The sequence below is a fragment of the Empedobacter sp. UBA7611 genome, assembly GCF_002484365.1.
GTDB lineage: Bacteria > Bacteroidota > Bacteroidia > Flavobacteriales > Weeksellaceae > Empedobacter > Empedobacter falsenii_B.
The window spans coordinates 1-25,761 of record NZ_DLJR01000064.1; the positions used below are offsets into that span (position 1 = coordinate 1).

The window sequence follows — 25,761 nt, forward strand, 5'->3', positions numbered from 1 at the left end:
GGTTTTGTCATAGAAATCAGAGTGACAAAATCTGTTTTTAAAACTAATGTTGAATTAAAAAACTATGAAAAAACGTATAACGTAATACGCATCACGTAAAACATAATTAAAACCACCTTTATTATGCTAGAAAAAGAATATGAATTATTGAAAAAAGGCGATCCAAAAGCTTTGGAGCAAATCTATTCACGACATAAAAGACTACTTTTTTGGATTGGTAAACAAATAATTACGGATGAATTTGTTGTAGAATGTTTGGTACAAGATGCTTTTCTTAGATTATGGGAATATCGAGATAACATAGAAAGACCTGAACATATCTTTTATTTCACGCGACTTGTATTGAAACACAGTTGTTATTCTCATTATAAGAGTTCTAAAAATATATTTTTTAGGTCGGTGCATTCATTAGATAGTTACGAGAATTATGATAGTTATTTGACTGGATACGATCCGTTAGAGGTTGCAGAAAACATAAAGGATAAAGTAATACATGACCAACATTATGAAGAAATTAGAAAAATATTACCCTTATTAAGTGGTGAAAGAAAACATTTGATTGAACTCTGCTTGAAATATGGATTCAGATACAAAGCGATTGCCAATGCAATGGGAAAAAGAGTTTCAGAAACGAGTAAGGAGATTAAAAGTGCAATAGAGGATCTTAAGAACCTTATAAATAGTCATGATGTATTAGTGTCTAAAAAGAAAATAGTTTCTAAGGAAAAGGAACAAAATCAAATGACCGAAAAACAATCGTTGATTTTAAAACTTCGATTCGAGAAGAAACAATCGTTTACAACCATTGCTCAGACATTAGAACTTTCTCAGAAAGAAGTGCACAATGAATTTGTAGTTGCTTATAAATTGTCTCAACAAAATAAGTTTACCCCCCTAAATAACTAAATATGGAAAATTCTACAGTTTTTTTAACACGTAAAATACAGCTAATTACTGATTTACCGACTCAAGAAGAACGAAAAGAAGTTTTGAGTACGCTTTATAAATGGCAAAATAGATGTTTTATAGCGGCTAATTTGATTGTTTCTCATTTGTATGTGCAAGAAATGGTGAAAGATTTTTTTTATTTCTCTGACGGAATCAAATATAAATTAGTAGACGAAAACAAAGATGAAGATGGTATACTCAAATGTTCACGGTCGACTACCATTTATCGTGTACTCTCAAAACGTTTTAAGGACGAAGTTCCAATGTATATATTGTCTAGTTTGATGAATACGTTATACCTATCCTTCAAGAAGGATTGTGTCAGGTATTGGAAAGGTGAACTTTCATTAAAAATTTTTAAACGAGATATAGCAATTCCTTTTAATATAGCGAGGATAAGTAAATTCTCGTATGATACAGATAAAAAATACATTTATTTTAAACTTTATAAAATACCTTTTAAAACGTATCTTGGAAGAGATTATATTGATAATTATAAGCTATTGGAGCAAATAGTAAGTAAAGAAATTAGAATTTGTAGATCGCATATTAAATTAGAAAAAAATAAAATATTTTGGGTATTCACTGTAGAAATTGAAAAAGAAAAAAATCAATTACAACCCGATATTATTGCAGAAGTTTCCTTGTCGTTGGAATATCCGTTGGTTGTAAAAATAGGGAGATCTCAACTTACCATTGGTAGCAAAGAAGAATTTTTATATAGAAGATTAGCGATACAAGCTTCTCGTAAAAGAATACTAGAAGGAGTGCCTTATTGCAAAGGAGGGAAAGGAAAAGCAAGAAAATTAAAAATAGCAAAAAAATTACAAAATACAGAGAGTAAATATGTTCATCATCGGCTACATGTTTACAGTAGAATGTTAATTGATTTTTGCGTTGAAAAAAAAGCAGGAACGATAGTTATTCTAGATCAAGAAGAAAAAATAGAAATAGCCAAAGAAGAAAGATTTGTCTTAAGAAACTGGAGCTATTATGAGCTCATAAATAAAATAAAATATAAAGCTGATAAAGCAGGTATTGAGCTTGTAACAGCTTAAACCATAATTTCGGAGGGTGATTTGTACACCCATAGGGTGAGGTAATTGTTAACGCTCATCAAATGTGAATAACATATACAAAACGGGGGGATTTTTTAGATTTTATTGAAACTTGCTAGATACTCCCAACATAAAGGCAGGATAAAGGCAACATAATGGCAGTAGAATGTATGTAATTATTTTTCTAACTTAGAATTGTGATGGTAATACAGTTGCTTTATACAAAAGCATAAACGTATTAAGTTACAATAATTATTAAAATAAAAAAGGAGCTATTAATTAGCTCCTTTTTTATTTTGATGTTTTTTGGCGTGCAATTCTTTCAATGTTGCTTTTTGTTCTGGCGTAAAAACAGCATTGATTTCATTAAATTCTTTTTCACGAACTTCTTTCATTTTTCGTTTCAATTCAATTTTTTCGTCTTTGTAGCTATCCTCAATTTGTTTGATTTTGATGACTTGAGCATCTGTCAAGTTCAAATCTTTTTTTAATTGTTGTAATTTCTGCTCTCTTGATCCTTCATTTCTGTCTTGCGCTGAAGCAGTTGTTAAAGTGAAAGCAATTAATCCTAATCCTACATATTTATAAAATGCTGTTCTCATAATTATCAACTTTTTTGTTTTATTTACTCTTAAGACTTTAAAAAAATAAAAAGGTTTAAAACGATAAATGTTAAAATTTTTCGGTTATGATGAAATCTTTTAAAAGATGTAACATTTGAGACGAATTATCGACCAATATTTTTTGAAATTATTTTTGAAATCGATTAAACCTTTTCCAAAAAGGATTGTCAAACAAGTTGTAAAATTATAAAACTACAAAACGAAAAATTAAACAAATGAGGTTAAGAAGTTTATTTGCTTTGATTTTTATTTGTGTTTGTGCAGGATTGAATGCGCAAGAGCTTTTAAAAATTAAAGGGAAAGTCTTATCAAGTGAAAACAAACCTGTAGAATACACTACAGTATCGCTTGAAAGCTCGGAAGATGGAGTTGTGGCAGAAGCGGCAACGGATGCAAAAGGAGAATTTACAGTAGAAGCAAAGGCTGGACAATATGTTATTGTGATTGAGCCATTGGGATACGATGTAATAGAAAAACAAGTTAATTTAGAGTCTGCATTAGATCTAGGTACTTTTACTGTAAAAACGACGCAAACAGTTTCATTGGGCGCTGCAGTTGTAACAGCGGAAAAGCCTATTTATAAAGTAGAATTGGACAAGAAAGTATATGATATGGCGAATGATCCAATGTCGCAAGGTCAAACACTATCTGATGCTTTAGCAAATGTACCATCGGTTTCTGTTGATGCACAAGGAAACGTTTCATTAAGAGGGAATGATAATGTAAAATTTTTGATTGATGGAAAACCTTCGGGAATGTTAGGTGTTTCTGATGTAGCAGAAGCTTTAAAAAATATTCCAGCCGAAAATGTTGAGCGTATCGAATTGGTGACAAATCCTTCTGCACGTTATGAAGCTTCTGGTTCTGCGGGAATTATTAATATCATCCTTAAAAAGGGAACAAATACAGGTTTTAATGGTTCTGTAACGTTGAATGGAGGTATTCCTAAAATGGTTGGAGGAAACGTCAACTTAAACTACAAAACAAAAAAATATAACATCTATACTACTTTAGGTACACGTTATATGGATAGAGAAGGTGAAGGTTCTGCTTTTATGACAAGTTATAATGAAGGAACGGATGTTGTAAAGCAATATAGATCAACTAATCGTGATAATAATAGAATTCGTAGAAATTATAACATTCGTTTGGGTGGAGAATATTATTTAGATGATAAAAATACAATAGGTTTATCTGCAGGTTATCGTTATAACAATGGAAATAACAATGCTTTAGTTGATTATAATTATTTTGATAATGCAATGACTTTCTTGAAGAATGAATACAATCTTCAGAATGAGAAAGAAATCGAAAATAACTTTGATTTAGATTTCAACTACAAACACGAGTTTGATAAAAAAGGTCATGAATTTGTATTCACAGGACGTTTTTCATCTCAAAAAGAAGACGAAGATGGTTTTGTTAATGGTTTGACAAAAGTATTAGACAAAACTACAGGTAACTATGTAGATGAAATTACAAATCGTATTACTGATAATTTAGAAGATCAGAAAAATGTTGTGTTGACAGCAGATTATGTTCGTCCAATTGGTGAAAAAGGAAAATTTGAATTAGGCGCTCGTGCAGATTTTAGTGATACGAAAACTAATAACAAAACCTTCTTTTTAACTGACACTGGAGATTACGAAGCTGATAGTAGATTTTTTGCAAATGTAGATAATCAACAAAATGTATTAGCGGCTTATGCACAATATGGAAATGCAATTGGAGAAAAATTTCAATACTTCGCAGGTTTACGTTTAGAGAGTTCTAATATGAAAATCAAAAACTACACAAGCGGAGAAAATATTTCAAAAAAATATACAGATTTATTCCCAACATTAACGTTGAATTATAAGTTTACTGAGAAAAACGAATTACAATTAAGTTATTCTCGTCGTGTTCGTCGTCCAATGGGATTCATGTTAATGCCTTTCTTTTCTGCAACAGATGATAGAAATGTAAGAAATGGTAATCCAGATCTTAATCCTACTTATACAAATTCATACGAGTTAGCTTATATCACAACTGTAGGAAAGTTGATGGTAACGCCAAGTTTATTTTACCAAAGAACAACTGATATGATTAATCAGTTTCAACGTAAAAATTATAACGATAACGGAGATGAAGTATTTATTACAAAACCAATCAACATTGGTGATGAAGATCGTTATGGTTTAGATTTAACAGCGACTTACAAACCAGCTAAATGGTGGAGTTTGATGTTCAATGTAAATTTATTTGGATACAATAGAACAGGTTTCTACGAAGAAACAAACGTTGTAAAAGATCCTGTAACAGGAGTAGAAAGTACAAAAGTAGATACGCAAGATTTCTCTGGAGACGGATTTAGTTCTCGTGGACGTTTGTCTTCTAACTTTATATTACCTGCAGATTTCAAAATTCAGGTTGCTGGAAATTACATGGGAAGCATGAAAACGGCTCAACAAAAAATTGAAGATAATTTGTCAATGGATTTTTCTTTATCAAAAGATTTATTCAACAAACAAGCTACATTATCTTTAAATATTCGTGACGTGTTCAACTCAAGAAAAAGAGAATCTACTACTTATGGAGCAGATTACACTAATTACGAAAGTATGCGTTGGATGAAACGTTCAATTAACCTTTCATTTACGTATCGTTTCAAAAATACAAATGAGAAAGAGCAACGTGGTAAACAACAACGTTCAAATGGAGAAGAAATGGGAGGTGGAGAAGAAATGCAAATGCAATCAGCTTCTTAGTAGTTTGAAAATAATCGAAAAAAAAAGGATCGCAATTGCGATCCTTTTTTTTTATCATTTGAATGAAAACGAATTATTTGTTTTTCAACAAATCACGAATTTCAGCCAATAATTCTTCTTGTGTTGGTCCAGCAGGAGCAGCTTCTTCAGCAGGAGCTTCTTTTTTCAACTTGTTAATTCCTTTAATCATTACGAATAAAGCAAATGCAACAACTGTAAAAGAAATAGCAGCAGCTAAAAAGCTACCATATTTAATGGCTGTTCCTGGAATTACTAATGCTGCTAAATTTTCAGCGTCAATAGCTTTCAAGGCTGGATTTAAAATGGCTGGCGTAATGATATCTTCAACTAAAGAAGTAACAATTTTACCAAAGGCACCACCGATAACTACACCGACAGCTAAATCTACTACGTTACCTTTTACTGCAAACTCTTTAAATTCTTTAAAAAATCCCATAAGTCTATAATTTATTTCTAAGTTTATAATAATTCTAAGGTTGATTGATATCTAATCTATTTTTAGAAGAGATAAATAAGTATAAACCGATTAACATAAAAGGAATACTTAAGATTTGACCATTGTTTAATCCTATATTCAACATTTGAGCAACTGCTTCTTCTCCTTGATTTTCTTTATAGAACTCAACAACAAATCGTATTAAAAATAATAAAAATAAGAATATGCCTAACAAAGCTCCCAAATATTTTGTCTTATCTGTTTTGTTGTACATATAAAGCATGATAATTCCTAAGATAACATACCCTATCGCTTCATATATTTGAGCTGGATGGCGAGGAATTACTTCTCCATAACCTAAACTTTGTTGATGAAATTTTACTGCCCAAGGCAATTCTGATGCCTTTCCTACAATTTCTGAGTTGTAAAAGTTTCCAATTCGAACCGCAGCTCCACCAAAAGGAACAACAACAGCCATACGGTCTAATAACCACAATACATTGCGATGCAAATATTTTCTACTAAATAAATAGGAAGTTAAAATGACACCCAATGCTGCTCCGTGACTTGCAAGTCCACTAAATCCTACAAATTCGTAATCTTGTAATAGACCAAAGAAAGCACTTTGTCCTGGTGAATGTTGTACAGGTAAGAAAACTTCGATTGGTCGTTCGATAAACGCTGCTGGATCATAAAAAATATATTCTCCAAGTCTTGCACCTACAATTGCGCCAATAAATGTGTACAAAAACAACGGATCAAGTAATTCTTTTTTCTGATTTTCTTTCTTGAAAATGTTCGACATCAAATACCAGCCTACGACAAAGGCAACTATCCAACATAAACTGTAAATATGTACTTTGAATCCTGCTATTTCAAATAAATAAGGTTTTGGATCCCAATCGATAAACGAAATTAAGTTAATCATTAATTTTTCTTTTTAGGTACAGGGTCGTATCCATGTCCTCCCCAAGGATGACAGCGACCAATTCTTTTTGTTCCGAGCCACAAACCTTTCAGCAAACCATGTTCTTTTAACGCCTCTATCATGTAAGAAGAGCAAGTTGGTTGAAATCTACAATTGCTTCCCAACCAAGGAGAAATTGCTAATTGATAAAATCTTACCAACAGAATAAATGGTGTAACCAAAATTTTGTTCATCTCGCAAAGTTAATCAATAACCGAAATAAAAAAGAATCAATCTAAAAAGTTTATGCTTTTGCAGATTGATTCTCTATACGATACGTGCTTAACGCAGATTATTTTTTAGTATAACTCGCTGGATCTAATGCTTTGTAAGACCAGTTTTGTAAAAATTCTAACACAACTTTCGGATCGTGTCCTTTCACTTCTTTGCTTTCAAGATAAGCCGAATTTTGTGTATGAATTAAATTTCCTTTCTCATCTAAAATCACAAAAACAGGAAACCCAAAACGCTCTGGATGTTTCAATGCAGCTAACGTTTCTTCGTTTTTATTTTTTGGAGAATAATTTACATGAACCACTTCATAATTATTCGCGATATAATCTTTTACTTCTTGATTTTCTTTCGTCAATTTATCAAACATAATACACCAAGCGCACCAATTTCCACCAATTTGCAATAAAACGTGTTTCTTTTCAGCAGAAGCTTTTTGCACCGCATTCGCAATATCTACTTTCGGATTTGCTTCTTCGCTATAAATTTTTGGTTTTTCTGTTTGTTGACCAAATGCAAAACTTAACGATAAAATCATTAAGCTAAAAAACATAGTTAATTTTTTCATTTCAAATTCTAAATATTAAGTCGAATTTACAATAAAAAATTATGCCGAAAACGTTTTTCTACGAATTAATAATCGTGTAATATAAATTTAGTTTTTCTTGAACCGAATTTATTTCATTATTTTTTTCGTTTTGATTAAATTGATTAATCATATTGATAGAGAATTTTGATTCAAATTCTAAACGATCCAATTCAATTTCATAAAAATTAATTTGATGATGAATTTGCGTGAAATAATAATTTACCAATTCAACATACATCAATCTAAGTTCTTGATTAACTCTGATAAATTCGACAAATTCTTGCAATTCGACCAAAAACTCAATCATTTGTTTATTGATTTCTGATTGCTTATCTTTTAGTTTAATCTTTTTCAAATAATCAGTTGATAAAGCAATTTTATCACCCAAAAGTTGGTGCTTTCTTGTTAAAATTAAAGCACATTCTAACGCTTTCTTCATCATTTTAATTTTTATTCTAACACAAAGAAAATAAATCTAAATGCCAAAATATGTCGCCCAAAAAATCATTCATTTTGACAAAACATTCCCTAACTTTGAAATCTAAACAAGATTTTATGAATGCGCCTTTAGCTGAAAGAATGCGTCCAAAAACGCTTGAAGAATACATTAATCAAAAGCATTTGGTGGGCGAAAACGGACCAATAAAAATGATGTTGCAACATGATATGATTGCTTCGATGATTTTTTGGGGACCGCCAGGAACAGGAAAAACGACACTCGCACAATTAATTTCCGAATTAACTGATCGACCATTTTATACGTTGAGCGCCATAAATTCTGGTGTGAAAGAAGTACGTGAAGTAATTGAAAAAGCAAAGAATCAAAATTTGTTTTCGGGAACGAAAAATCCAATTTTATTTATAGATGAAATTCATCGTTTCAATAAATCGCAGCAAGACAGTTTGTTGGGAGCGGTAGAAACTGGTTTGGTGACGTTGATTGGAGCAACAACCGAAAATCCAAGTTTCGAAGTTGTACCAGCTTTGCTTTCGCGTGCACAAGTTTATGTGTTGAAACATCTCGAAAAAGAAGATTTAGTTGATTTAATCGAACGAGCTATAAAAAAAGATACAGTTTTATCTAAATTAAATATTGAATTAGTTGAAACAAATGCATTATTAAGATATTCGGGAGGTGATGCAAGAAAATTATTGAATGGTTTGGAGTTGGTAATTAATAGTTTTTCTCCAACTGATAAAATCATCATCAACGATGAAATTGTGCATGAACGTATTCAGCAAAATTTAGCGCGTTATGATAAAACGGGTGAACAACATTATGATATTATTTCAGCTTTTATCAAATCGATTCGTGGTTCAGATCCAAATGGAGCGGTTTATTGGTTAGCTCGAATGATTGAAGGTGGTGAAGATTTGAAATTTATTGCGCGAAGAATGTTGATTTCAGCTTCCGAAGATGTGGGAAATGCAAATCCAACAGCGATGATTTTGGCGAATAATACATTTCAAGCTGTTTCGGTGATTGGTTATCCAGAATCTCGTATTTTATTGAGTCAATGTGCGGTTTATTTAGCGAATTCTCCAAAAAGTAATGCAACCTATTTAGCGATTGGTAAAGCGCAACAAGTTGTGAAGCAAACGGGTGATTTGCCTGTTCCGTTGCATTTACGAAATGCACCAACTAAGTTAATGAAAGATTTGGATTATGGAAAAGAATATAAATATTCGCACGATTTTCCAGGAAATTTTGCTGAGCAAGAATTTTTACCTGATGAAATTTCGGGAACGACTTTTTATGAGCCAGGAAATAATAAGCGAGAGCAAGTGGATAAACAATCGCTCAATCAAAAGTGGAAAGGAAAGTATGGGTACTAAAATTAAAAATCCCAGTTAATCATTTGTTAACTGAGATTTTAAGGTTTGGTTGATTTTTTTGGTTTAGATTGGTTTATATGATAATAGGTTGGTAATTGTATATACACAAGGTTTATGCCAAAACTTAATAAAAAGTAAAAAATTGATTAAAAAAAAGAAAAAATTAAACTTTTTCGATCTAAAAAAGAGATTTATATTTATAAAATAAAGAAAATGAAACAAATACAAATTATAAACGGACCTAATTTAAATTTACTTGGCGTTCGCGAACCAGAGATTTATGGAACACAAACTTTCGAAGATTTTTTTGAACACGAATTGAGAAAGCAATTTCCAGAAGTTTCGTTGCATTATTTTCAATCAAATCACGAAGGAGATATTATTGATAAATTGCACGAAATTGGTTTTAAATATGACGGAATTATCTTGAATGCTGGAGCGTATACGCATTATTCGTATGCGATTGCAGATGCGATAAAAGCGATTACGACTAAAGTGATAGAAGTTCATATTTCGGATATTTATGCGCGCGAAGATTTCAGAAAAAATAGTGTAACAGGTGAAAGTTGTCTAAAAATTATTTCAGGAAAAGGTTTACCAGGTTATGTTGAAGCTGTGAATAATTTTGTGAAATAATTAATAATCATTATCTTAACAAGATTAAAATCTATTACCTATGGATAAAATTATTTTAGGATTAATCTTTGGATTAACCATTATTAGCTGTAAATCGAAAGCTGATAAAAACAATACAGAGCAAAAAGCTCAGGCAATGACGGCTTGTGAACAAGCGGCAATAACACCAGGGATATCTGCGGCTAAAAAAGAGCTGATTACAAAATATTGTGACTGTTCGACAGATAAAATGATGGATGAATTTACATATACAGAAATGATGCAAATGAATAATCCAACACCTGAATTACAAGAACGATTAATGAAATTAATAGAACCTTGTATCAATGATTTGAAAACAAAATCTGCTGAATTAGGAGAGTAATAAACAAAAAAGTCGGAACATAGTTCCGACTTTTTTAATATTCTTTTTTGTATTGTTCTTTCTTAAACTCGTCTACAAGATGTTCGTTCAAACTATCAATGTAGCCTAAGATTTCTAATTTACCAATTTTACTCGAAGCCGAACTTGTAAATATTTTTGGTAATTCTTCCCAAGTTTTTAATAACTCGTTTTTGTAGTGATTCAAGTTTTTTTGCATTTGTGTACTCGTTAGTTTGTCTAATTTTGTAAACACAATCGCAAACGGAATTTGTTTGTTTCCTAACCATTCCATAAACTGTAAATCTATTTTTTGAGGCGTGTGTCGAGAATCAATCAATAAAAAAACATTGACCAAGTTTTTACGAAACTCAATGTAATCATAAATCATTTTATTGAAACCACCACGAACACCTTTTGGTGCTTTAGCAAAACCATAACCTGGTAAATCGGCTAAATACCAAGTATCGTCCATTTCGAATGTATTAATCAATTGAGTTTTACCTGGAGTTGCAGAAGTTTTAGCTAATGCTTTTTTATCTGCTAACATATTGATTAATGATGATTTTCCAACATTAGAACGCCCAATAAATGCGTATTCTGGTTTGAAAGGATCTGGACAATCTGTATATTTTTGCGAACTTTTTACGAATTCAGCTTTTTTAATCATAATTATGCTTTAGTGGCTGGATCTAATTGTTTTTCGATTAGCCATTTGTATAAAATTTCGTTGAATAATTCAGGGTGTTCCATCATTGGAGCGTGCCCACATTTATCAATCCAAAATAAAGAAGCGTCTGGTAATTCTTCTTCAAATTCTATTGCAACTTCTGGTGGAGTTACATTATCTTGTTTTCCCCAAATCAAACAAACAGGCATTTTGATGTCTTTTAAATCATCTTTCATGTTAGATTTGATCGCGTCTCTTGCGATATATAAAGTTTTGATAGCTTTATTTCTGTCATTTACAGTGTCAAAAACATCATCTACAATTTCTTTTGTAGCGATAGCAGGATCGTAAAAAACTTCGCGCGTTTTACGTTCTACATATTCGTAATTACCACGTTTTGGATAAGTTTCTCCAAAAGATTTTTCGTACAAACCAGAACTTCCTGTTAAACAAAGTGCTTTTACATATTCTGGATGTCTGTGACAAACCATCAAACCAATATGTCCTCCTAAAGAATTTCCAACTAAAATAGCTGGTTCTTTAACGACTTCTTCAATAAAATTTGCAACATGTTTTGCAATATTTTTGATATTAGTATTGATGACAGATAAAGAATATAATGGCAATTCTGGTGCGAAAACCTTATATCCTCTTTGTGCATAATAATTTGTAAGTGAGCTGAAATTGCTAAGTTCACCCATTAATCCATGAAGCAAAACAATTGGTTGTCCTTCTCCTTCTTCTATGTAAGAGAACTTATCTTTTTTCTTTAAGCTAAAAAACATTTACTCGATATTAAGTCGACAAATTTAATTAATTATATTTTTTATTTCGTGGTTTATATGAAAAACTTTAACAATCCATATTAATCACTTATCAAAACAAGGTCTATATAAACATTATTTCTCATTTTATACATGGGGTTAGCGTTAGAAAAAACATAACTATCTGATACTAAATTTTAAATTGTTGATAACTATTTCAATAAAAGTGGTAAAAAATGGTAATTTGTGGTAATATTTTATTTATTTTTGGAAAAATTCTATCATGAATTCATTAATTGGAACATATGAGTGTAAGGTAGATACAAAGGGTAGGCTCCCAATACCAGCGGGTTTGAAGAAACAACTTGCTGAATGTTTGGAAGATGGCTTTGTGTTGAAAAGATCTGTGTTTCAAAATTGTTTAGAACTGCACCCTATGAAAGAATGGGAAAAAGTGATGAATGATTTGAATAAATTGAATCGATTTGTGAAGAAAAACAATGATTTTATTAGAATTTTTACGGCTGGATTAAAAATTGTCGAAGTTGATGCAAATGGAAGGCTACAGATTTCAAAAGATTTAGTGAAATTTGCAGAAATTAATAAAGAAGTTGTTCTGAATTCTTCTGTAAACATGATCGAGATTTGGGATAAAGACAAATATGAAGAGTCGATTAATGTAGACGATTTAGATTTTGCTTCTTTGGCAGAAGTTGTAATGGGAAATTTAGGAGAAGATGAGTGAATATCATAATCCAGTATTATTAAAAGATAGTGTTGATGCGTTAATTATTAACGAATCAGGTATATATGTAGATTGTACGTTCGGGGGTGGAGGTCACTCACGTGAAATATTAAGTCGTTTGGATCAAAATGGAAAATTATTTTCATTTGATCAAGATGTGGATGCGGTTCGCAATAAAATTGATGATAATCGATTTGAGTTAGTTGAGCAAAATTTTAGATTCTTGAAAAATAATTTAAGATTTCGTGGAATAAAGCAAGTTGATGGTGTTTTGGGTGATTTGGGAGTTTCTTCTCATCAGTTTGATACGCCAGAACGTGGTTTTTCAACTCGCTTTGATGGAGAATTGGATATGCGAATGAATCAGAATGCAAAATTATCTGCCAAAACAATTATTAACGAATACGAAGAAGAAGATCTTGCGCGTGTTTTTTATGATTTTGGAGAATTGCAAGGTTCGTATCGTTTAGCGAGAGAAGTTGTGAAAGCAAGAGCGGATAAACAAATCAATACAATTGATGAATTGAAGCAGATTTTTTCATTCATTCCAAAAATGAAAGAAAATAAATTTTTCGCTCAAATGTTTCAGGCATTACGCATCGAAGCAAATGATGAAATGGCTGCATTGAAAGAGATGTTGACGCAATGTGGAGAAGTGATAAAACCGGGTGGTCGCTTGGTGATTATTTCGTATCATTCGTTAGAAGATCGCTTAACAAAACGCTACATGAAAAACGGAATGTTTGAAGGAGAGCCTGAACGTGATGTTTTTGGAAATTGGTCGGCGCCTTTCAAACCTTTACAATCAAAGGTGATTGTGCCAACGCAAGAAGAAATTAATGAAAATCCAAGAGCGCGTAGTGCGAAAATGCGTATTGCGGTTCGTAATGAGGATTAATAAATAGGAATGGCAAAAAAGAAAAAAATATTACCAGAGAAAAAAACTTTTACAGGTTTGTTGAGAGGTGAGTTTTTAATCAAAACTGGCTCAGAACAAAACTGGAAGTTCATGTTGTATCTGGTAGGTTTGGCTTTTTTGAGTATTTCGAGTTCGCATTTAGTTGATCGTAAAGTGGTTCGAATCGCTGAATTACAAGATAAAGTAGAAGATTTAAAATCTCAATATACAGATAAGCATCGCGATTTGATGCGTATGCAATTAGAAACGGAAATTTTGGAGCGTACAGCAGTGTATGGTTTGAAAATTCCAGATAAACAACCTTATTATATAGTAGACAAAGTTTATGACGAAGTCAGCGAAAAATAAAAACAATATTGTCATCAAAGGATGGGTATTTGCCGGCGCGCTAGCGATTTGGGCCATCTTTATTATTGTTTTTATGTTTCGAATTAATATTGTAGAAGGGGTTGAATTAGAGCGTTTTGCTGAAAAGAATAATTTTAGATTAGATACCGTTACGGCGGAGCGTGGTAATTTATATGCTTCTAATGGCGCATTAATGGCTACAACTGTTACAAAACACAATGTTTATGTGGATTTGACGGTGATCAAAGATGAATTATTTAAAACAGAAATGCACAATCTTGCCGATTCTTTAGGTAAGATGTTTACAAAATCACCTTCTTATTTTTACGACAAATTTTCGACAGAACGTAAAAAGAAGAATCGCTACATGATGTTAGTAAAAGATTTGGATTATGAGCAATATCAACGCATCAAAAAATTTCCAATCTTCAACAAAGGTCAAAACAAAGGTGGATTTATTCATGAAACTGAGTCAAAACGAGAATTAATTGTTCAAGACATTGGTGTTCGTACAATTGGTTACGATGATCAACGCGGAAAAGTTGGGTTAGAAGGAGCTTATTCTGACTTATTAAGCGGTATTGAAGGTCGTCGTTGGGAGCAATTTATGGGACGTGGAAAATGGAAACCAATGAAAAGTTGGGAGCAAGAGCCCCAAGCGGGTTCATCAGTTTACACAACAATAGATGCCGATTTACAAATGGTTGCTTACGATGCTTTGTACAAACAACTTTCTGAATTTGAAGCGCAACACGGAAGTGTCGTTGTAATGGAAGTTCAGACAGGAAAAGTTCGTGCAATTGTGAATTTATCTCGTAAAAAAGATGGAACATATATCGACGATTATAATTATGCGGTTGGTGAAGCTGCAGAACCAGGATCTACTTTCAAAACAGTTTCGTTGCTTGCAGCAATGGATGATGGTTTTATCAATAAAAATTCGACAGTAGAAACGGGAGGTGGAAGTTATAAATTCTATGGTCGTACGATTACAGATACACACGGATACGGAACATTGACTGTGGATGGCGTGATGAAAAAATCGTCTAACATTGGTACAGCAAAAATTATTAATAAATACTACGGAGAAAACCCGAAAGCTTTCTTCAAAAAAATGGATAAATGGCATATGACTTCGCCTCTTGGAGTAGATATTCTTGGAGAAGGAAGCCCAATTATGCATCGTCCAGATAGTAAATCTTGGAGTAATATTACGTTGCCTGTAATGGGTTATGGGTATGGTTTACAGTTAACTCCAATTCAAATTGTGACTTTCTACAACGCAGTGGCAAATAATGGTAAAATGTTGAAGCCATTATTTATGGATAAAATCACGCGTAAAGGTGAACCTGATAAAGTTTTCGAGCCTGTTGTTTTAGTGGATCAACTAACTTCTTTGGAAAATGTAAAACAGATGCAAGAAATGCTTCGTGGTGCAGTAGAACAAGGAACGGGACGTATTATTAGTAATAGTAATTACGATATTGCTGGTAAAACTGGTACTGCTCGTGTTGATTATTGGAAGCGAGATGGTAAAGGAATGCAATATCGTGCTTCATTTGCAGGATATTTTCCAGCAGAAAAACCAAAGTATTCTTGTATCGTAGTTGTGCACAAACCAAATACAGCCAAAGGGTTTTATGGAGGTAGTGTAACAGCTCCGGTTTTTAAGAAAATTGCCGATTGGGTATATTCAAAAACTCCCATACCTTTGCCACGCGATTTAGTAAAAAAGAACGCGGTGAAAGAGTTTAAAAAAGGAGATGATATTAATGTTAGTAATTCTAAAAATATAGTACCAAATGTGACTGGTCATACAGGGTCTAAAGCAATTCCGGTATTAGAAAATTTAGGATTAGATGTACAATATTCAGGGTTTGGAAAAGTAACAAATCAATCCATTCCTGCGGGAACAAGATTTAAGAAGGGTGAGACAATTTATTTAATGTTGGAAGGATGAGAAATTTAGTTGATTTATTATATAAAGTTTCCATCTCAGAAACGATTGGTTCAACAAAAGTTGAAGTCAATAATATTCAATTTGATTCAAGAAAAGTATCAAACGATGATGTTTTTGTCGCTGTAAATGGAGTTACAGTTGACGGTCATCAGTATATAGAAAAAGCGATTGGTTTAGGTGCTAAAGCAATTGTTTGCGAAGTTTTGCCAGAAAATTTAATTGATGGAGTAACGTATGTGAAAGTTGAAAATTCAACGATTGCATTAGGAATTTTAGCTTCTAATTTTTATGGAAATCCAACAAAAGATTTAAAACTTGTTGGAGTTACAGGTACGAATGGAAAAACAACAACGACAACTTTGTTGTACGAATTGTTTACAAAATTAGGTTATGCTTGTGCATTAATTTCGACGATTAAAATTGTGATTGATGGTGAAGTGATTCCGTCTACGCATACAACGCCAGATATTTTGACATTGAACAAAATGTTTCGTGAAGCGGTAGATAGAGGATGCGAATTTGCTTTTATGGAAGTTTCTTCGCACGGAATTCATCAAAATAGAATTGCTGGTTTGCATTTCGAAGTGGCTGGATTTACGAATATCACACACGATCATTTAGATTATCACAAAACGTTTGCAAATTATCTTGCAGCAAAAAAGAAATTCTTCGACGATTTGCCAAAAACGTCTACAGCAATTTCGAATGCAGATGATAAAAACGGAAAAGTAATGCTTCAGAATACAGTTGCTACGAAAAAATTGTATGCGCTAAAAACTGATGCAGATTTTAAAGGGAAAATTATTGAACACCAATTTGATGGAATGCAATTAGAATTCAACGGAAAAGAATTCTGGACATCATTAATTGGTCAATTCAATGCATATAATTTATTATTAGTTTTTGGTGTAGCGTCAATTTTAGGACAAGATGAGTTAGAAGTTCTAAAAGCATTGAGCACACTAGGAAATGTTGATGGTCGTTTTCAAACATTCAAAACGGAGTCAGGAATTATCGTAATCGTAGATTATGCACATACGCCTGATGCATTAGAAAATGTTTTGGATACAATAGAAGGAATTCGTACCAAAAATGAAAAACTAATAACAGTTGTAGGTTGTGGTGGAGATCGTGATAAAACAAAACGTCCAGAAATGGCCGATATCGCGAGCGAAAAATCTAATCTTGCTATTTTTACATCAGATAATCCGAGAACTGAAGATGTAGAAGAAATTCTTCGTGAGATGGAAGTTGGTGTAAAAGCGCAATTTTATAATCGCACCTTGAAGATTACAGATCGAAAAGAAGCTATAAAAACAGCACTTAAAATGTCCGAACCAAAAGATATTATTTTGATTGCGGGAAAAGGTCACGAGACGTATCAAGAAATTAACGGAGTAAGAACACATTTTTCTGATGTAGAAGTTGCATCAGAATTGAGTAAAATATTGAACAAATAAAGAATGTTATACTATTTATTTGATTATTTAGAAGGTATCCATTTTCCAGGAGCGCGTATGTTTCAATACACGTCTTTCCGCGCGGGAATGGCAATTTTATTGGCAATGTTCATCAGTTTGTTTTACGGAAAACGAATCATCAGTTATTTACGTAAAGAACAAATGGGCGAAATTGTTCGTGATTTAGGTTTAAAAGGACAAATCGAAAAAGCAGGAACGCCAACAATGGGTGGTTTAATCATCATTTTGGCGACATTAATTCCGACTTTACTTTTTGCGAGATTAGATAATATTTACATTATTATTTTGTTGGTTTCAACAATTTGGTTAGGTGTGATTGGTTTTTTAGACGATTACATCAAAGTTTTTAGAAAAAACAAAGAAGGTTTACAAGGTAAATTTAAAATTTTAGGACAAGTTGGTCTTGGAGTTGTAGTTGGATTAATGCTTTATTTCAGTCCAACAGTTACTGTAAAACATCAAGAAAATAGAGTAAAAACAGCTGTAGGAATAGAACAAACAGAATACAACCGACAAATAAAATTTGGTCCAGAAGAAAAAACATTAGAAACGACAATGCCTTTTGTAAAAGGAAATGAATTCAACTATTCTGATATTTTGTTTTGGATGGATGCGCAAGATCGACCAACATGGGCAGTTGCAGCGATTTTTATTTTTGCGGTAATTTTTATCATTACAGCAGTATCGAATGGAGCAAATTTAACAGATGGAATCGACGGTTTAGCAGCAGGTAGTTCGGCTGTGATTATGGCGGCAATCTCGATGTTTGTTTTCGTTTCCGGAAATTTAATGTTCGCCGATTATTTGAACATTATGTTTATTCCGCGTTCAGAAGAAGTCTTGATTTTCTGTGGAGCTTTCCTTGGAGGTTTGATCGGATTTATTTGGTATAATACCTATCCAGCTCAAGTGTTCATGGGAGATACAGGAAGTTTAACAATCGGAGGAATTATTGCTGTTTTAGCAATTATCGTTCGTAAAGAATTATTATTACCAATTTTGTGTGGAATATTTTTCGCAGAAAGTTTATCAGTAATGTTACAGGTGTCTTATTTCAAGTACACGAAAAAGAAATTTGGTGAAGGTCGCAGAATCTTTTTGATGTCTCCTCTACATCACCATTTTCAGAAGTTAGGTTATCACGAAAGTAAAATCGTGGTACGTGCAATTATCATCGGAATCATTTTAGCGGTAATTAGTATTATTACCTTAAAGATTAGATAAAAAATGAAAAGATTAGTCGTTTTAGGAGGAGGAGAAAGTGGCGTAGGAACAGCTATTCTTGCGAAGAAAGAAAATTTTGATGTTTTTCTTTCGGACATGGGACAAATAAAAGACAAGTATAAACAACTTTTGGAGGAGCACGGAATTGCTTATGAAGAAGGTCAGCACACAGAAGAATTAATTCTGAATGCCGATGAAGTAATGAAAAGTCCAGGTATTCCAAAAAAAGCAGCGCTAATTCAGAAATTAGAAGAAAAAGGAATTTCAATTATTTCTGAAATTGAATTTGCGTCTCGTTACACAGATGCAAAAATTATTGCGATTACAGGATCTAATGGAAAAACAACAACGACAAGTTTGATGTTCCATATCCTAAAGCAAGCTGGATTAAATGTAGGATTAGGTGGTAACATCGGAAAAAGTTTTGCAAAATCTGTAGCAGAAGACAACTTCGATTATTATGTGTTAGAAGTAAGTAGTTTTCAGTTAGATGATATCAAAACAGATTTCAAACCGTATGTTGCAATTTTACTGAACATTACACCAGATCATTTAGACCAATACAATTATCAGTTTGATTTGTATGCAAAGGCTAAATTCAGAATTACTGAAAACCAAGATGAAAACGATTATTTTATCTACAATTTGGATGATCCAAAAACAATGGAGATGATTGAACAGATTGATATTCGCGCTCATCGCAAACCGTTCACAATGATGGATGCAACAAATGAAGCATACGCAAACAATGAATTGTTCCGTGTGAACGATTCGAATGGTGATTTTACAATGTTAGTGAATGATTTAGGATTAATTGGAAAACACAATGTTTCTAACTCATTGGCTGCGGCTGTAGCTGCAAAAATTATTGATATCAATAATGAGGATTTAAAAAAGAGTTTATCAGATTTCAAATCTGTTGAACATCGTTTAGAGCCTGTTTTGACAATTGGAGGAATTGATTTTATCAACGATTCTAAAGCAACAAATGTGAATGCAACATATTTTGCTTTGGAAAGTATGACAAAGCCAGTTGTTTGGATTGTTGGAGGAACTGATAAAGGAAACGATTACAACGAAGTTTTACCTTTCGTGAAAAAGAAAGTGAAAGCAATTGTTTGTTTGGGTGTTGATAACGCAAAAATTGTTGATTTTTTCAGTCCATATATCGATACAATTGTTGAGACAAATACAATGAAAGATTGTGTAGAGCAATCATATAAATTAGCAACAAAAGGAGAAACGGTTCTTCTGTCACCAGCTTGTGCAAGTTTCGATTTGTTCAATGGTTATGAAGATCGTGGAGATCAATTTAAAGAAAACGTACGCAAATTATAATAACACAACCAACCAATGTCTAACATCGTACAAAAATATTTTAAAGGCGATAAACCGCTTTGGGCTTTCATTTTATTGTTAGCACTATTTTCGTTTTTACCTGTTTATTCAGCAAGTTCTAACTTGGTGTATACGGTAGGATCGGGTACTATTTTTGGGCATTTAGGTAAACACGCAGTGATTTTATTAATTGGTTTATTTATCATTTATGGATTACAACGTATTGATTATCGTTGGTTTGGTTTGTTTGCTTTAACAGCTGTTGTTATACTTTCTGGAGTTTTGGCAATAACGCTCGTACAAGGACAAACCATTGGAGGTGCAAATGCTGCACGTTGGTTAACGATTCCGGGAACTGGAATTGGTATTCAACCCTCGATGATTGCTTCGCAAGCGTTGTTGATTTATATAGCTCGTTATTTGACAAAAAATAGAGACAAAGAATATACGTGGAAAAACACAGCAGTTCCATTATTCTTACCAATTATTGTAATTGTAGGATTAATCTTTCCTTCTAATGGTTCAACAGCGTTGATGTTAGCTGGAATGTGTGGAATATTGTTGATTATTGGTGGATTTCCATTCAAATATTTATTTACAATTGCCGGGGTAGGTTTAGTACTTGGTGGCGGATTTGTGTGGATGGCTTTATCTCGTCCAGACTTAGTAACAAATTCTCGTGTGCACACATGGATGTCACGTATCGAGAAATTTAATGACGATTCTGGATTAGAAAGTTATCAAGTTTTACACGCAAAAGCTGCAATTGCAAGAGGATTGAATGAAATGGCTGGACCAGGAAAAAGTGTTTTCAAACAAACTTTACCTCAGTCATCATCCGATTTTATCTTCGCTATTATTGTAGAAGAATATGGTGCAATTGGTGCAATTCTATTAATTGGAATTTTCCTTCTGATTTTAATACGGATTTGTATCATCGCATCAAAGATTCATACCGTTTTTGGTACGCTACTTGTGTTTGCAGTGGGCTTACCAATTATTATACAAGCAATGGTAAACATGGCGGTAGCGGTTAATTTAATTCCAGTAACGGGGCAACCATTACCAATGATTAGTTACGGAGGAACATCCATTTGGATGACATGTATTTCGTTCGGAATAATTTTGAGTGTAAGTACTCAGATTAAATCGCAAGAAGAATTAGAACAAGATAGAAAAGTATTAAGTGAAGAATACATCGAAGACATCGCCTAAAGTTTTAATAAGCGGCGGAGGAACAGGTGGACATATTTATCCAGCCATTGCAATTGCAGACGAAATTAAAAGACGTTTGCCAGATGCACAAATTTTGTTCGTTGGAGCAGAAGGAAGAATGGAAATGGAAAAAGTGCCAAAAGTTGGATATGACATAAAAGGTTTGCCAATTTCTGGATTTGATAGAAGTAACATGAAAGCGAATTTAAAGTTCCCTTTTAAATTGATAAAAAGCTTAAGTCTTGCAAAAAAAATCTACAAAGATTTTCAGCCAGATTTAGCTGTTGGTACAGGAGGTTATGCAAGTGGACCAATGTTGTGGGTAGCAGGAAGCAAAAATGTTCCGATTTTATTACAAGAACAAAATTCGTTTCCGGGAGTTACCAACAAAATTTTGAAAAATAAAGCGAGTGCAATTTGTACAGCTTACGAAGGAATTTCACAGTTTCCACAAGAAAAAGTGCATTATACAGGAAATCCTATTCGTGCCGAAATTTTTCAAAATTTACCATCAAAGGCAGAAGCAATTTCAGCTTTTGGATTAGATCCAGAAAAACCAACTATTTTATCTGTTGGAGGTTCGCAAGGATCAAGAGCAATGAACAACGCTTGGTTAGAAAACCTTGACGAATTTGTTGCAAGTGGCGTTCAATTGATTTGGCAAACAGGAAAGTTAGATTATCAAAAAATCAAAAATTTGGTTGGCGATAAATATCCAACGATTCATGTAACCGAATTTATTTATAACATGAAAGATGCGTATGCAGCTTCGGATATGATTGTTTCTCGTGCAGGAGCAATGGCAATTTCGGAATTGTGTATTGTTGGAAAAGCAACTATTTTGCTTCCATTGCCAACAGCGGCAGAAGATCATCAAACCAAAAATGCACAAGCATTGGTTGAGAAAGATGCAGCGATTATGGTAAAAGATGTAGATGCAAAACAAATTTTAGTCAAAGAAGTAATTGCTTTGGCGAACAATGAAGAATTAAAAAATAAATTATCTCAAAACATTAAGCAATTAGGGAAACCGAATGCGACAAAAGAGATTGTAGATATATTATTGAATTTATTATAATGAATATTTTAGATAAAACATATTATTATTTCATCGGTGCAGGAGGAATCGGAATGAGTGCTTTGGAACGTTTCTTCAAGTCAATCGGAAAAGAAGTTGTAGGTTATGACAAAACACAAACCGAGTTAACAACTGAATTGATTGCTGAAGGAATTGATATTCATTTTGAAGATAACATCGAGTTAATTCCAGCAGGAATTAATCCAAAAAATACGTTGGTAATTTATACGCCAGCAGTACCAAAAGATCATTCAGAACTAAATTATTTTTTAGTGAATGATTTTAAAGTCATGAAGCGTTCAGAAGTGTTAGGTGAAATTACCAAACATACATACAATATTGGTGTTGCGGGAACACATGGAAAAACAACGACTTCATCTATTTTAGGACATATCCTAAAAGTTGCGAATGTAGAATGTACAGCTTTTTTAGGTGGTATTGCAGAAAATTACGATTCGAATATCATCTTAAATGGATCTAAATATACAGTTGCAGAAGCCGATGAGTTTGACCGTTCTTTCTTACGTCTTTCTCCAAAATTAGCGATTATCACAAGTGATGATGCAGATCATTTGGATATTTATGGTGAGCGTGATGAAGTGAAAAAATCGTTTCAAGAATTTGCGGCAATTGTGGAAGAAAAATTATTTGTTCACAAAGGTTTGCCTTTCGAAGGAGCTTTTACGTATGGAGTAGATTTGGACGCAGATTATGATGGACACAATGTAAGAATTATTGATGGACATTATGTATTTGATGTAAAAACACCAAACGGTTCATTGACAGATGTTGGAATTTTATTACCAGGACATCACAATATGGAAAATGCGGTTGCGGCTTTAGCTGTTGCAGATTACATGGGTGTTCCACATGATAAAATTAAAGAAGCTTTATCAACTTTTGTTGGAGTTAAAAGACGTTTTAATCGTTTCGAAGCAAATGGAAAAATTTACATCGACGATTATGCACATCATCCAACAGAATTGAATGCAGCAATTCGTTCAGTTCGTGAACTTTATCCGGGTAAAAAAGTGTTGGGAGTATTTCAGCCTCACTTATTTACACGTACAAGAGATTTCGCAGAAGAGTTTGGACAAAGTTTATCGCAGTTAGATAGTTTGATTTTATTAGACATTTATCCTGCCAGAGAGTTACCAATCGAAGGAATTACTTCAAATTGGTTGCTAGAAAAGGTGAATTTAAATGAAAAAATAGTATCTTCATTAGAAGATAGTTTAGCAAACATCAAAAAACAAGATTTTGATGTATTATTGACTGTTGGAGCAGGAAATATTGATACAATTGTTAAACCAATAAAAGAGTGGTTAAGTGAAGCGTAAATTGAAAATCATAAAAGTGATTTTTGGAGTTGCCTTGCTAATCGGTTTGATTAGTTTTACGGTAATTAAGAATGCTTCGCGTACTGTGAAAAAAATTGACGTGGCGTTTGTTCAGCCAGTTGATAATTATTTTATTAATGATGAATCGATAAGAGAAATTATCAACAAAGATGGAAAAGACATTCTGAAACAATCTCTACGAGAGGTGAATGTAAAAGAAATCGAACAAAAAGTAAGTGAGAGTCCTTTTGTGGATTCTGTACAAGTAAGTAAGGATATCAACGGACATTTACGACTTGACATAAAAGCAAACTCAGCAGTAGCAAGAATAAAGACGCTGAAAAATGAATTTTATTTGACAACAAAAGGCGGGAAAATGCCTTTATCTAAATTAAATTCAGCAGATGTAATCTTAGTTTCTGGTGATGTAAAACCGAATGAGTATGAAGATTTGAGTAAGTTTGTTCAAGCTTTGAAAGCTGACGATTTATTAAAAAATCACATCATAGCAATTCAAAAAGTGGGACAACGTTCTTTTAATTTAATTGTAAACACAGGAAACTATTATATAGAATTAGGAACTTTAAACAACTTTGAACAGAAGTTACATAATCTAAAATTATTCTATAATCAATACATTGATTTTATAGGAACTGAAGATTATGAAAAATTGAGCTTGAAATTTGTAAACCAAGTTGTAGCAACCAAACGAATAAAAAATGGAGAACAATAGTAAGATTGCAGTTGGCTTAGACATAGGGACTACAAAGATTGTAGCGCTTGTCGGACGAAAAAATGAGAACGGAAAAATCGAAATTCTTGGACACGGACAAGCAAAAAGCTTAGGTGTACACAGAGGTGTTGTAAATAATATTACTCAAACCATCAACTCGATAAAAGAAGCAATTGATAAGGCTGAAAGATCATCTGGTGTCAAAATTACTGATGTTACTGTTGGTATTGCCGGACAACATATTCGTAGTTTACAACATAGCGATTACATTACTCGTACCAATTCAGAAGACGTGATTGATGATAATGATTTAAAGTTATTAACAAATCAAGTTTACAAATTGGTCATGTTACCTGGAGAAGAAATTATCCATGTTCTTCCTCAAGAATTTAAGGTTGATAACGAAGGTGAAATCCGCGAACCAATCGGTATGTACGGAAGCCGTTTAGAGGCTAATTTCCATGTGGTTGTAGGACAAGTTTCATCGATCCGAAATATTGCACGTTGTGTAAAAGCTGCTGGTTTACGTTTGGCAAGTATTACTTTAGAACCAATTGCATCATCTAGTGCTGCGCTTAGCGAAGAAGAAAAAGAAGCTGGTGTTGCATTGATTGATATAGGTGGTGGAACAACGGATATTGCAATTTTTAAGGATAATATTATTCGACACACATCTGTTATTCCGTTTGGAGGAAATGTGATTACAGAAGACATTAAAGTTGGATGTTCTATTATTGGAAAGCAAGCCGAAGCTTTAAAAGAAAAATTTGGTTCTGCTTGGCCAGGAGAAAATAAAGAAACTGAAATTGTATCGATTCCTGGTTTAAAAGGACGCGAAGCAAAAGAAATATCATTAAAAAGATTGTCACAAATTATTCATGCACGTGTGCAGGAAATTTTGGAACAAGTATATTTGGAATTGAAAAACTACGGTTGCGAAGATCAAAACAAAAAATTGATTGCAGGAATCGTTTTAACAGGAGGTGGATCTAAATTGAAACACATTCGTCAACTTACAGAATATGTAACAGGAATGGATGTAAGAATTGGATACTCTAACGAACATATTGTCGGAGCAAAAGCTGAGGAAATTAGCGGACCAGAATATGCAACATCTGTTGGATTATTAATGAAAGGTTTAGAAGAATTAGCGGCGAATTATCAGCACGAAATTTATGAAAAACCAGTAATTAATAACTTAAATAACCAAGAAGAATTAGAAATTGGAATTCAACCAACTCAGCACAAAAAAACTGCAAAAGCAGAAGTTATAGTAGAGGAGGAATCGGTAATCCAAAAACCAAAAAGAGAAGAAGTAGTGGACGAATTCTTGGATCAAGAAATTGGAGAAAAGAAAGAAGCTAAATCTAAACCAGAAAAGAAAAATTTCTTTTCGAAATGGACGGATAAATTTATCCAAATGATCAACGAAACTGAATAATAAGAATAAACTAGAATAAATTACGAACCAATTTAATAAGAAGAATATGAGT

At 32.9% G+C, this 25,761-nt stretch carries 26 protein-coding genes; 18 read left to right on the plus strand and 8 right to left on the minus strand.

Going from position 1 to position 25,761, the window contains the following annotated elements; genetic code table 11:
• Nucleotides 1-123 precede the first annotated feature (123 nt).
• Nucleotides 124-906: an RNA polymerase sigma factor gene (locus B3R94_RS11175; protein ID WP_180905164.1), complete on the plus strand. Its 783-nt coding sequence runs from the start codon at nt 124-126 to the stop codon at nt 904-906.
• Between the two features lie 2 nt (nt 907-908).
• Nucleotides 909-2,006 carry a transposase gene (locus tag B3R94_RS11180; protein WP_180905163.1) on the plus strand — a complete coding sequence of 366 codons (1,098 nt, stop codon included), beginning with the start codon at nt 909-911 and terminating at the stop codon, nt 2,004-2,006.
• Nucleotides 2,007-2,281: 275 nt separating this feature from the next.
• Here the strand turns inward: B3R94_RS11180 and B3R94_RS11185 are convergent, their stop codons facing one another.
• Entirely contained in the window at nt 2,282-2,608 is a 327-nt protein-coding gene (locus B3R94_RS11185; RefSeq protein WP_180905162.1) for a Spy/CpxP family protein refolding chaperone, read from the minus strand.
• Between the two features lie 236 nt (nt 2,609-2,844).
• Here B3R94_RS11185 and B3R94_RS11190 point away from each other — a divergent pair, with 236 nt between their 5' ends.
• Nucleotides 2,845-5,376 carry an outer membrane beta-barrel family protein gene (locus B3R94_RS11190; RefSeq protein ID WP_291100856.1) on the plus strand — a complete coding sequence of 844 codons (2,532 nt, stop codon included), beginning with the start codon at nt 2,845-2,847 and terminating at the stop codon, nt 5,374-5,376.
• Between the two features lie 73 nt (nt 5,377-5,449).
• Here the strand turns inward: B3R94_RS11190 and mscL are convergent, their stop codons facing one another.
• The 5 genes from mscL to B3R94_RS11215 all read right to left on the minus strand — a co-directional run bounded on the left by mscL (nt 5,450) and on the right by B3R94_RS11215 (nt 8,062).
• A complete protein-coding gene (mscL, locus tag B3R94_RS11195; protein WP_291100859.1) occupies nt 5,450-5,833 on the minus strand; it encodes a large conductance mechanosensitive channel protein MscL in 384 nt (127 codons plus the stop codon).
• Between the two features lie 34 nt (nt 5,834-5,867).
• Nucleotides 5,868-6,761 (minus strand): prolipoprotein diacylglyceryl transferase, encoded by an 894-nt coding sequence (gene lgt / locus B3R94_RS11200; RefSeq protein ID WP_291100861.1) that lies wholly within the window; start codon nt 6,759-6,761, stop codon nt 5,868-5,870.
• Entirely contained in the window at nt 6,761-6,994 is a 234-nt protein-coding gene (gene yidD, locus B3R94_RS11205) for a membrane protein insertion efficiency factor YidD (RefSeq protein ID WP_291047157.1), read from the minus strand. Before yidD ends, lgt begins: the two co-directional genes overlap by 1 nt.
• 98 nt (nt 6,995-7,092) lie before the next feature.
• Nucleotides 7,093-7,599, minus strand: coding sequence for a thioredoxin family protein (locus B3R94_RS11210; protein ID WP_291047156.1), 507 nt, complete (start codon nt 7,597-7,599; stop codon nt 7,093-7,095).
• A 58-nt stretch (nt 7,600-7,657) separates the two neighbouring features.
• Nucleotides 7,658-8,062, minus strand: a complete 405-nt coding sequence (locus tag B3R94_RS11215; RefSeq protein ID WP_291100865.1) for a hypothetical protein — start codon at nt 8,060-8,062, stop codon at nt 7,658-7,660.
• A gap of 113 nt (nt 8,063-8,175) precedes the next feature.
• Between B3R94_RS11215 and B3R94_RS11220 the strand changes: the two genes are divergently transcribed.
• From B3R94_RS11220 to B3R94_RS11230, 3 genes are all read left to right on the plus strand, one after another.
• The gene (locus tag B3R94_RS11220) at nt 8,176-9,456 is read left to right on the plus strand and encodes a replication-associated recombination protein A (protein ID WP_115001758.1); all 1,281 of its coding nucleotides are present in this window, start codon (nt 8,176-8,178) and stop codon (nt 9,454-9,456) included.
• A 213-nt stretch (nt 9,457-9,669) separates the two neighbouring features.
• Nucleotides 9,670-10,092: a type II 3-dehydroquinate dehydratase gene (locus B3R94_RS11225; protein ID WP_115001756.1), complete on the plus strand. Its 423-nt coding sequence runs from the start codon at nt 9,670-9,672 to the stop codon at nt 10,090-10,092.
• 40 nt (nt 10,093-10,132) lie between these two features.
• A complete protein-coding gene (locus B3R94_RS11230; RefSeq protein WP_219034373.1) occupies nt 10,133-10,456 on the plus strand; it encodes a hypothetical protein in 324 nt (107 codons plus the stop codon).
• A gap of 34 nt (nt 10,457-10,490) precedes the next feature.
• On the opposite strand, the gene yihA is transcribed toward B3R94_RS11230, so the two are convergent.
• Entirely contained in the window at nt 10,491-11,123 is a 633-nt protein-coding gene (yihA, locus tag B3R94_RS11235; protein ID WP_084106860.1) for a ribosome biogenesis GTP-binding protein YihA/YsxC, read from the minus strand.
• Nucleotides 11,124-11,125: 2 nt separating this feature from the next.
• Complete coding sequence (locus B3R94_RS11240; protein WP_038332809.1) at nt 11,126-11,908, minus strand: alpha/beta fold hydrolase; 783 nt, start codon at nt 11,906-11,908, stop codon at nt 11,126-11,128.
• A 262-nt stretch (nt 11,909-12,170) separates the two neighbouring features.
• Between B3R94_RS11240 and mraZ the strand changes: the two genes are divergently transcribed.
• From mraZ to ftsA, 12 genes are read left to right on the plus strand one after another with little or no spacing between them, the layout of a single operon-like run.
• Nucleotides 12,171-12,632, plus strand: coding sequence for a division/cell wall cluster transcriptional repressor MraZ (mraZ, locus tag B3R94_RS11245; RefSeq protein ID WP_125349648.1), 462 nt, complete (start codon nt 12,171-12,173; stop codon nt 12,630-12,632).
• Nucleotides 12,625-13,530 (plus strand): 16S rRNA (cytosine(1402)-N(4))-methyltransferase RsmH, encoded by a 906-nt coding sequence (gene rsmH / locus B3R94_RS11250; protein WP_125349647.1) that lies wholly within the window; start codon nt 12,625-12,627, stop codon nt 13,528-13,530. Before mraZ ends, rsmH begins: the two co-directional genes overlap by 8 nt.
• A gap of 9 nt (nt 13,531-13,539) precedes the next feature.
• Nucleotides 13,540-13,899, plus strand: a complete 360-nt coding sequence (locus B3R94_RS11255) for an FtsL-like putative cell division protein (RefSeq protein ID WP_052217625.1) — start codon at nt 13,540-13,542, stop codon at nt 13,897-13,899.
• Nucleotides 13,877-15,859: a penicillin-binding protein gene (locus B3R94_RS11260; protein ID WP_038332822.1), complete on the plus strand. Its 1,983-nt coding sequence runs from the start codon at nt 13,877-13,879 to the stop codon at nt 15,857-15,859. The genes B3R94_RS11255 and B3R94_RS11260 overlap by 23 nt, the downstream gene beginning before the upstream one ends.
• Nucleotides 15,856-17,319, plus strand: a complete 1,464-nt coding sequence (locus tag B3R94_RS11265) for a UDP-N-acetylmuramoyl-L-alanyl-D-glutamate--2,6-diaminopimelate ligase (protein ID WP_291100871.1) — start codon at nt 15,856-15,858, stop codon at nt 17,317-17,319. The genes B3R94_RS11260 and B3R94_RS11265 overlap by 4 nt, the downstream gene beginning before the upstream one ends.
• 3 nt (nt 17,320-17,322) lie before the next feature.
• Nucleotides 17,323-18,564, plus strand: a complete 1,242-nt coding sequence (gene mraY / locus B3R94_RS11270) for a phospho-N-acetylmuramoyl-pentapeptide-transferase (protein WP_280049298.1) — start codon at nt 17,323-17,325, stop codon at nt 18,562-18,564.
• Nucleotides 18,565-18,567: 3 nt separating this feature from the next.
• Nucleotides 18,568-19,902: a UDP-N-acetylmuramoyl-L-alanine--D-glutamate ligase gene (murD, locus tag B3R94_RS11275; RefSeq protein ID WP_291100873.1), complete on the plus strand. Its 1,335-nt coding sequence runs from the start codon at nt 18,568-18,570 to the stop codon at nt 19,900-19,902.
• A 15-nt stretch (nt 19,903-19,917) separates the two neighbouring features.
• Nucleotides 19,918-21,117, plus strand: a complete 1,200-nt coding sequence (locus B3R94_RS11280; RefSeq protein ID WP_115001740.1) for an FtsW/RodA/SpoVE family cell cycle protein — start codon at nt 19,918-19,920, stop codon at nt 21,115-21,117.
• Nucleotides 21,089-22,195, plus strand: a complete 1,107-nt coding sequence (gene murG, locus B3R94_RS11285) for an undecaprenyldiphospho-muramoylpentapeptide beta-N-acetylglucosaminyltransferase (protein WP_219034377.1) — start codon at nt 21,089-21,091, stop codon at nt 22,193-22,195. The genes B3R94_RS11280 and murG overlap by 29 nt, the downstream gene beginning before the upstream one ends.
• Nucleotides 22,195-23,535 (plus strand): UDP-N-acetylmuramate--L-alanine ligase, encoded by a 1,341-nt coding sequence (gene murC / locus B3R94_RS11290; protein WP_221855345.1) that lies wholly within the window; start codon nt 22,195-22,197, stop codon nt 23,533-23,535. The genes murG and murC overlap by 1 nt, the downstream gene beginning before the upstream one ends.
• A gap of 1 nt (nt 23,536) precedes the next feature.
• Nucleotides 23,537-24,268 carry a cell division protein FtsQ/DivIB gene (locus B3R94_RS11295; protein WP_236688178.1) on the plus strand — a complete coding sequence of 244 codons (732 nt, stop codon included), beginning with the start codon at nt 23,537-23,539 and terminating at the stop codon, nt 24,266-24,268.
• Nucleotides 24,255-25,709 (plus strand): cell division protein FtsA, encoded by a 1,455-nt coding sequence (gene ftsA / locus B3R94_RS11300; protein WP_291100875.1) that lies wholly within the window; start codon nt 24,255-24,257, stop codon nt 25,707-25,709. Before B3R94_RS11295 ends, ftsA begins: the two co-directional genes overlap by 14 nt.
• Nucleotides 25,710-25,761: the final 52 nt, after the last annotated feature.

Bases quoted from the DNA above. Each gene is read 5' to 3' on its own strand.
- B3R94_RS11175 (WP_180905164.1), top strand. From the start codon at position 124: ATGCTAGAAAAAGAATATGAATTATTGAAAAAAGGCGATCCAAAAGCT.
- B3R94_RS11180 (WP_180905163.1), top strand. From the start codon at position 909: ATGGAAAATTCTACAGTTTTTTTAACACGTAAAATACAGCTAATTACT.
- B3R94_RS11185 (WP_180905162.1), bottom strand. From the start codon at position 2,608: ATGAGAACAGCATTTTATAAATATGTAGGATTAGGATTAATTGCTTTC.
- B3R94_RS11190 (WP_291100856.1), top strand. From the start codon at position 2,845: ATGAGGTTAAGAAGTTTATTTGCTTTGATTTTTATTTGTGTTTGTGCA.
- mscL (WP_291100859.1), bottom strand. From the start codon at position 5,833: ATGGGATTTTTTAAAGAATTTAAAGAGTTTGCAGTAAAAGGTAACGTA.
- lgt (WP_291100861.1), bottom strand. From the start codon at position 6,761: ATGATTAACTTAATTTCGTTTATCGATTGGGATCCAAAACCTTATTTA.
- yidD (WP_291047157.1), bottom strand. From the start codon at position 6,994: ATGAACAAAATTTTGGTTACACCATTTATTCTGTTGGTAAGATTTTAT.
- B3R94_RS11210 (WP_291047156.1), bottom strand. From the start codon at position 7,599: ATGAAAAAATTAACTATGTTTTTTAGCTTAATGATTTTATCGTTAAGT.
- B3R94_RS11215 (WP_291100865.1), bottom strand. From the start codon at position 8,062: ATGATGAAGAAAGCGTTAGAATGTGCTTTAATTTTAACAAGAAAGCAC.
- B3R94_RS11220 (WP_115001758.1), top strand. From the start codon at position 8,176: ATGAATGCGCCTTTAGCTGAAAGAATGCGTCCAAAAACGCTTGAAGAA.
- B3R94_RS11225 (WP_115001756.1), top strand. From the start codon at position 9,670: ATGAAACAAATACAAATTATAAACGGACCTAATTTAAATTTACTTGGC.
- B3R94_RS11230 (WP_219034373.1), top strand. From the start codon at position 10,133: ATGGATAAAATTATTTTAGGATTAATCTTTGGATTAACCATTATTAGC.
- yihA (WP_084106860.1), bottom strand. From the start codon at position 11,123: ATGATTAAAAAAGCTGAATTCGTAAAAAGTTCGCAAAAATATACAGAT.
- B3R94_RS11240 (WP_038332809.1), bottom strand. From the start codon at position 11,908: ATGTTTTTTAGCTTAAAGAAAAAAGATAAGTTCTCTTACATAGAAGAA.
- mraZ (WP_125349648.1), top strand. From the start codon at position 12,171: ATGAATTCATTAATTGGAACATATGAGTGTAAGGTAGATACAAAGGGT.
- rsmH (WP_125349647.1), top strand. From the start codon at position 12,625: ATGAGTGAATATCATAATCCAGTATTATTAAAAGATAGTGTTGATGCG.
- B3R94_RS11255 (WP_052217625.1), top strand. From the start codon at position 13,540: ATGGCAAAAAAGAAAAAAATATTACCAGAGAAAAAAACTTTTACAGGT.
- B3R94_RS11260 (WP_038332822.1), top strand. From the start codon at position 13,877: ATGACGAAGTCAGCGAAAAATAAAAACAATATTGTCATCAAAGGATGG.
- B3R94_RS11265 (WP_291100871.1), top strand. From the start codon at position 15,856: ATGAGAAATTTAGTTGATTTATTATATAAAGTTTCCATCTCAGAAACG.
- mraY (WP_280049298.1), top strand. From the start codon at position 17,323: ATGTTATACTATTTATTTGATTATTTAGAAGGTATCCATTTTCCAGGA.
- murD (WP_291100873.1), top strand. From the start codon at position 18,568: ATGAAAAGATTAGTCGTTTTAGGAGGAGGAGAAAGTGGCGTAGGAACA.
- B3R94_RS11280 (WP_115001740.1), top strand. From the start codon at position 19,918: ATGTCTAACATCGTACAAAAATATTTTAAAGGCGATAAACCGCTTTGG.
- murC (WP_221855345.1), top strand. From the start codon at position 22,195: ATGAATATTTTAGATAAAACATATTATTATTTCATCGGTGCAGGAGGA.
- ftsA (WP_291100875.1), top strand. From the start codon at position 24,255: ATGGAGAACAATAGTAAGATTGCAGTTGGCTTAGACATAGGGACTACA.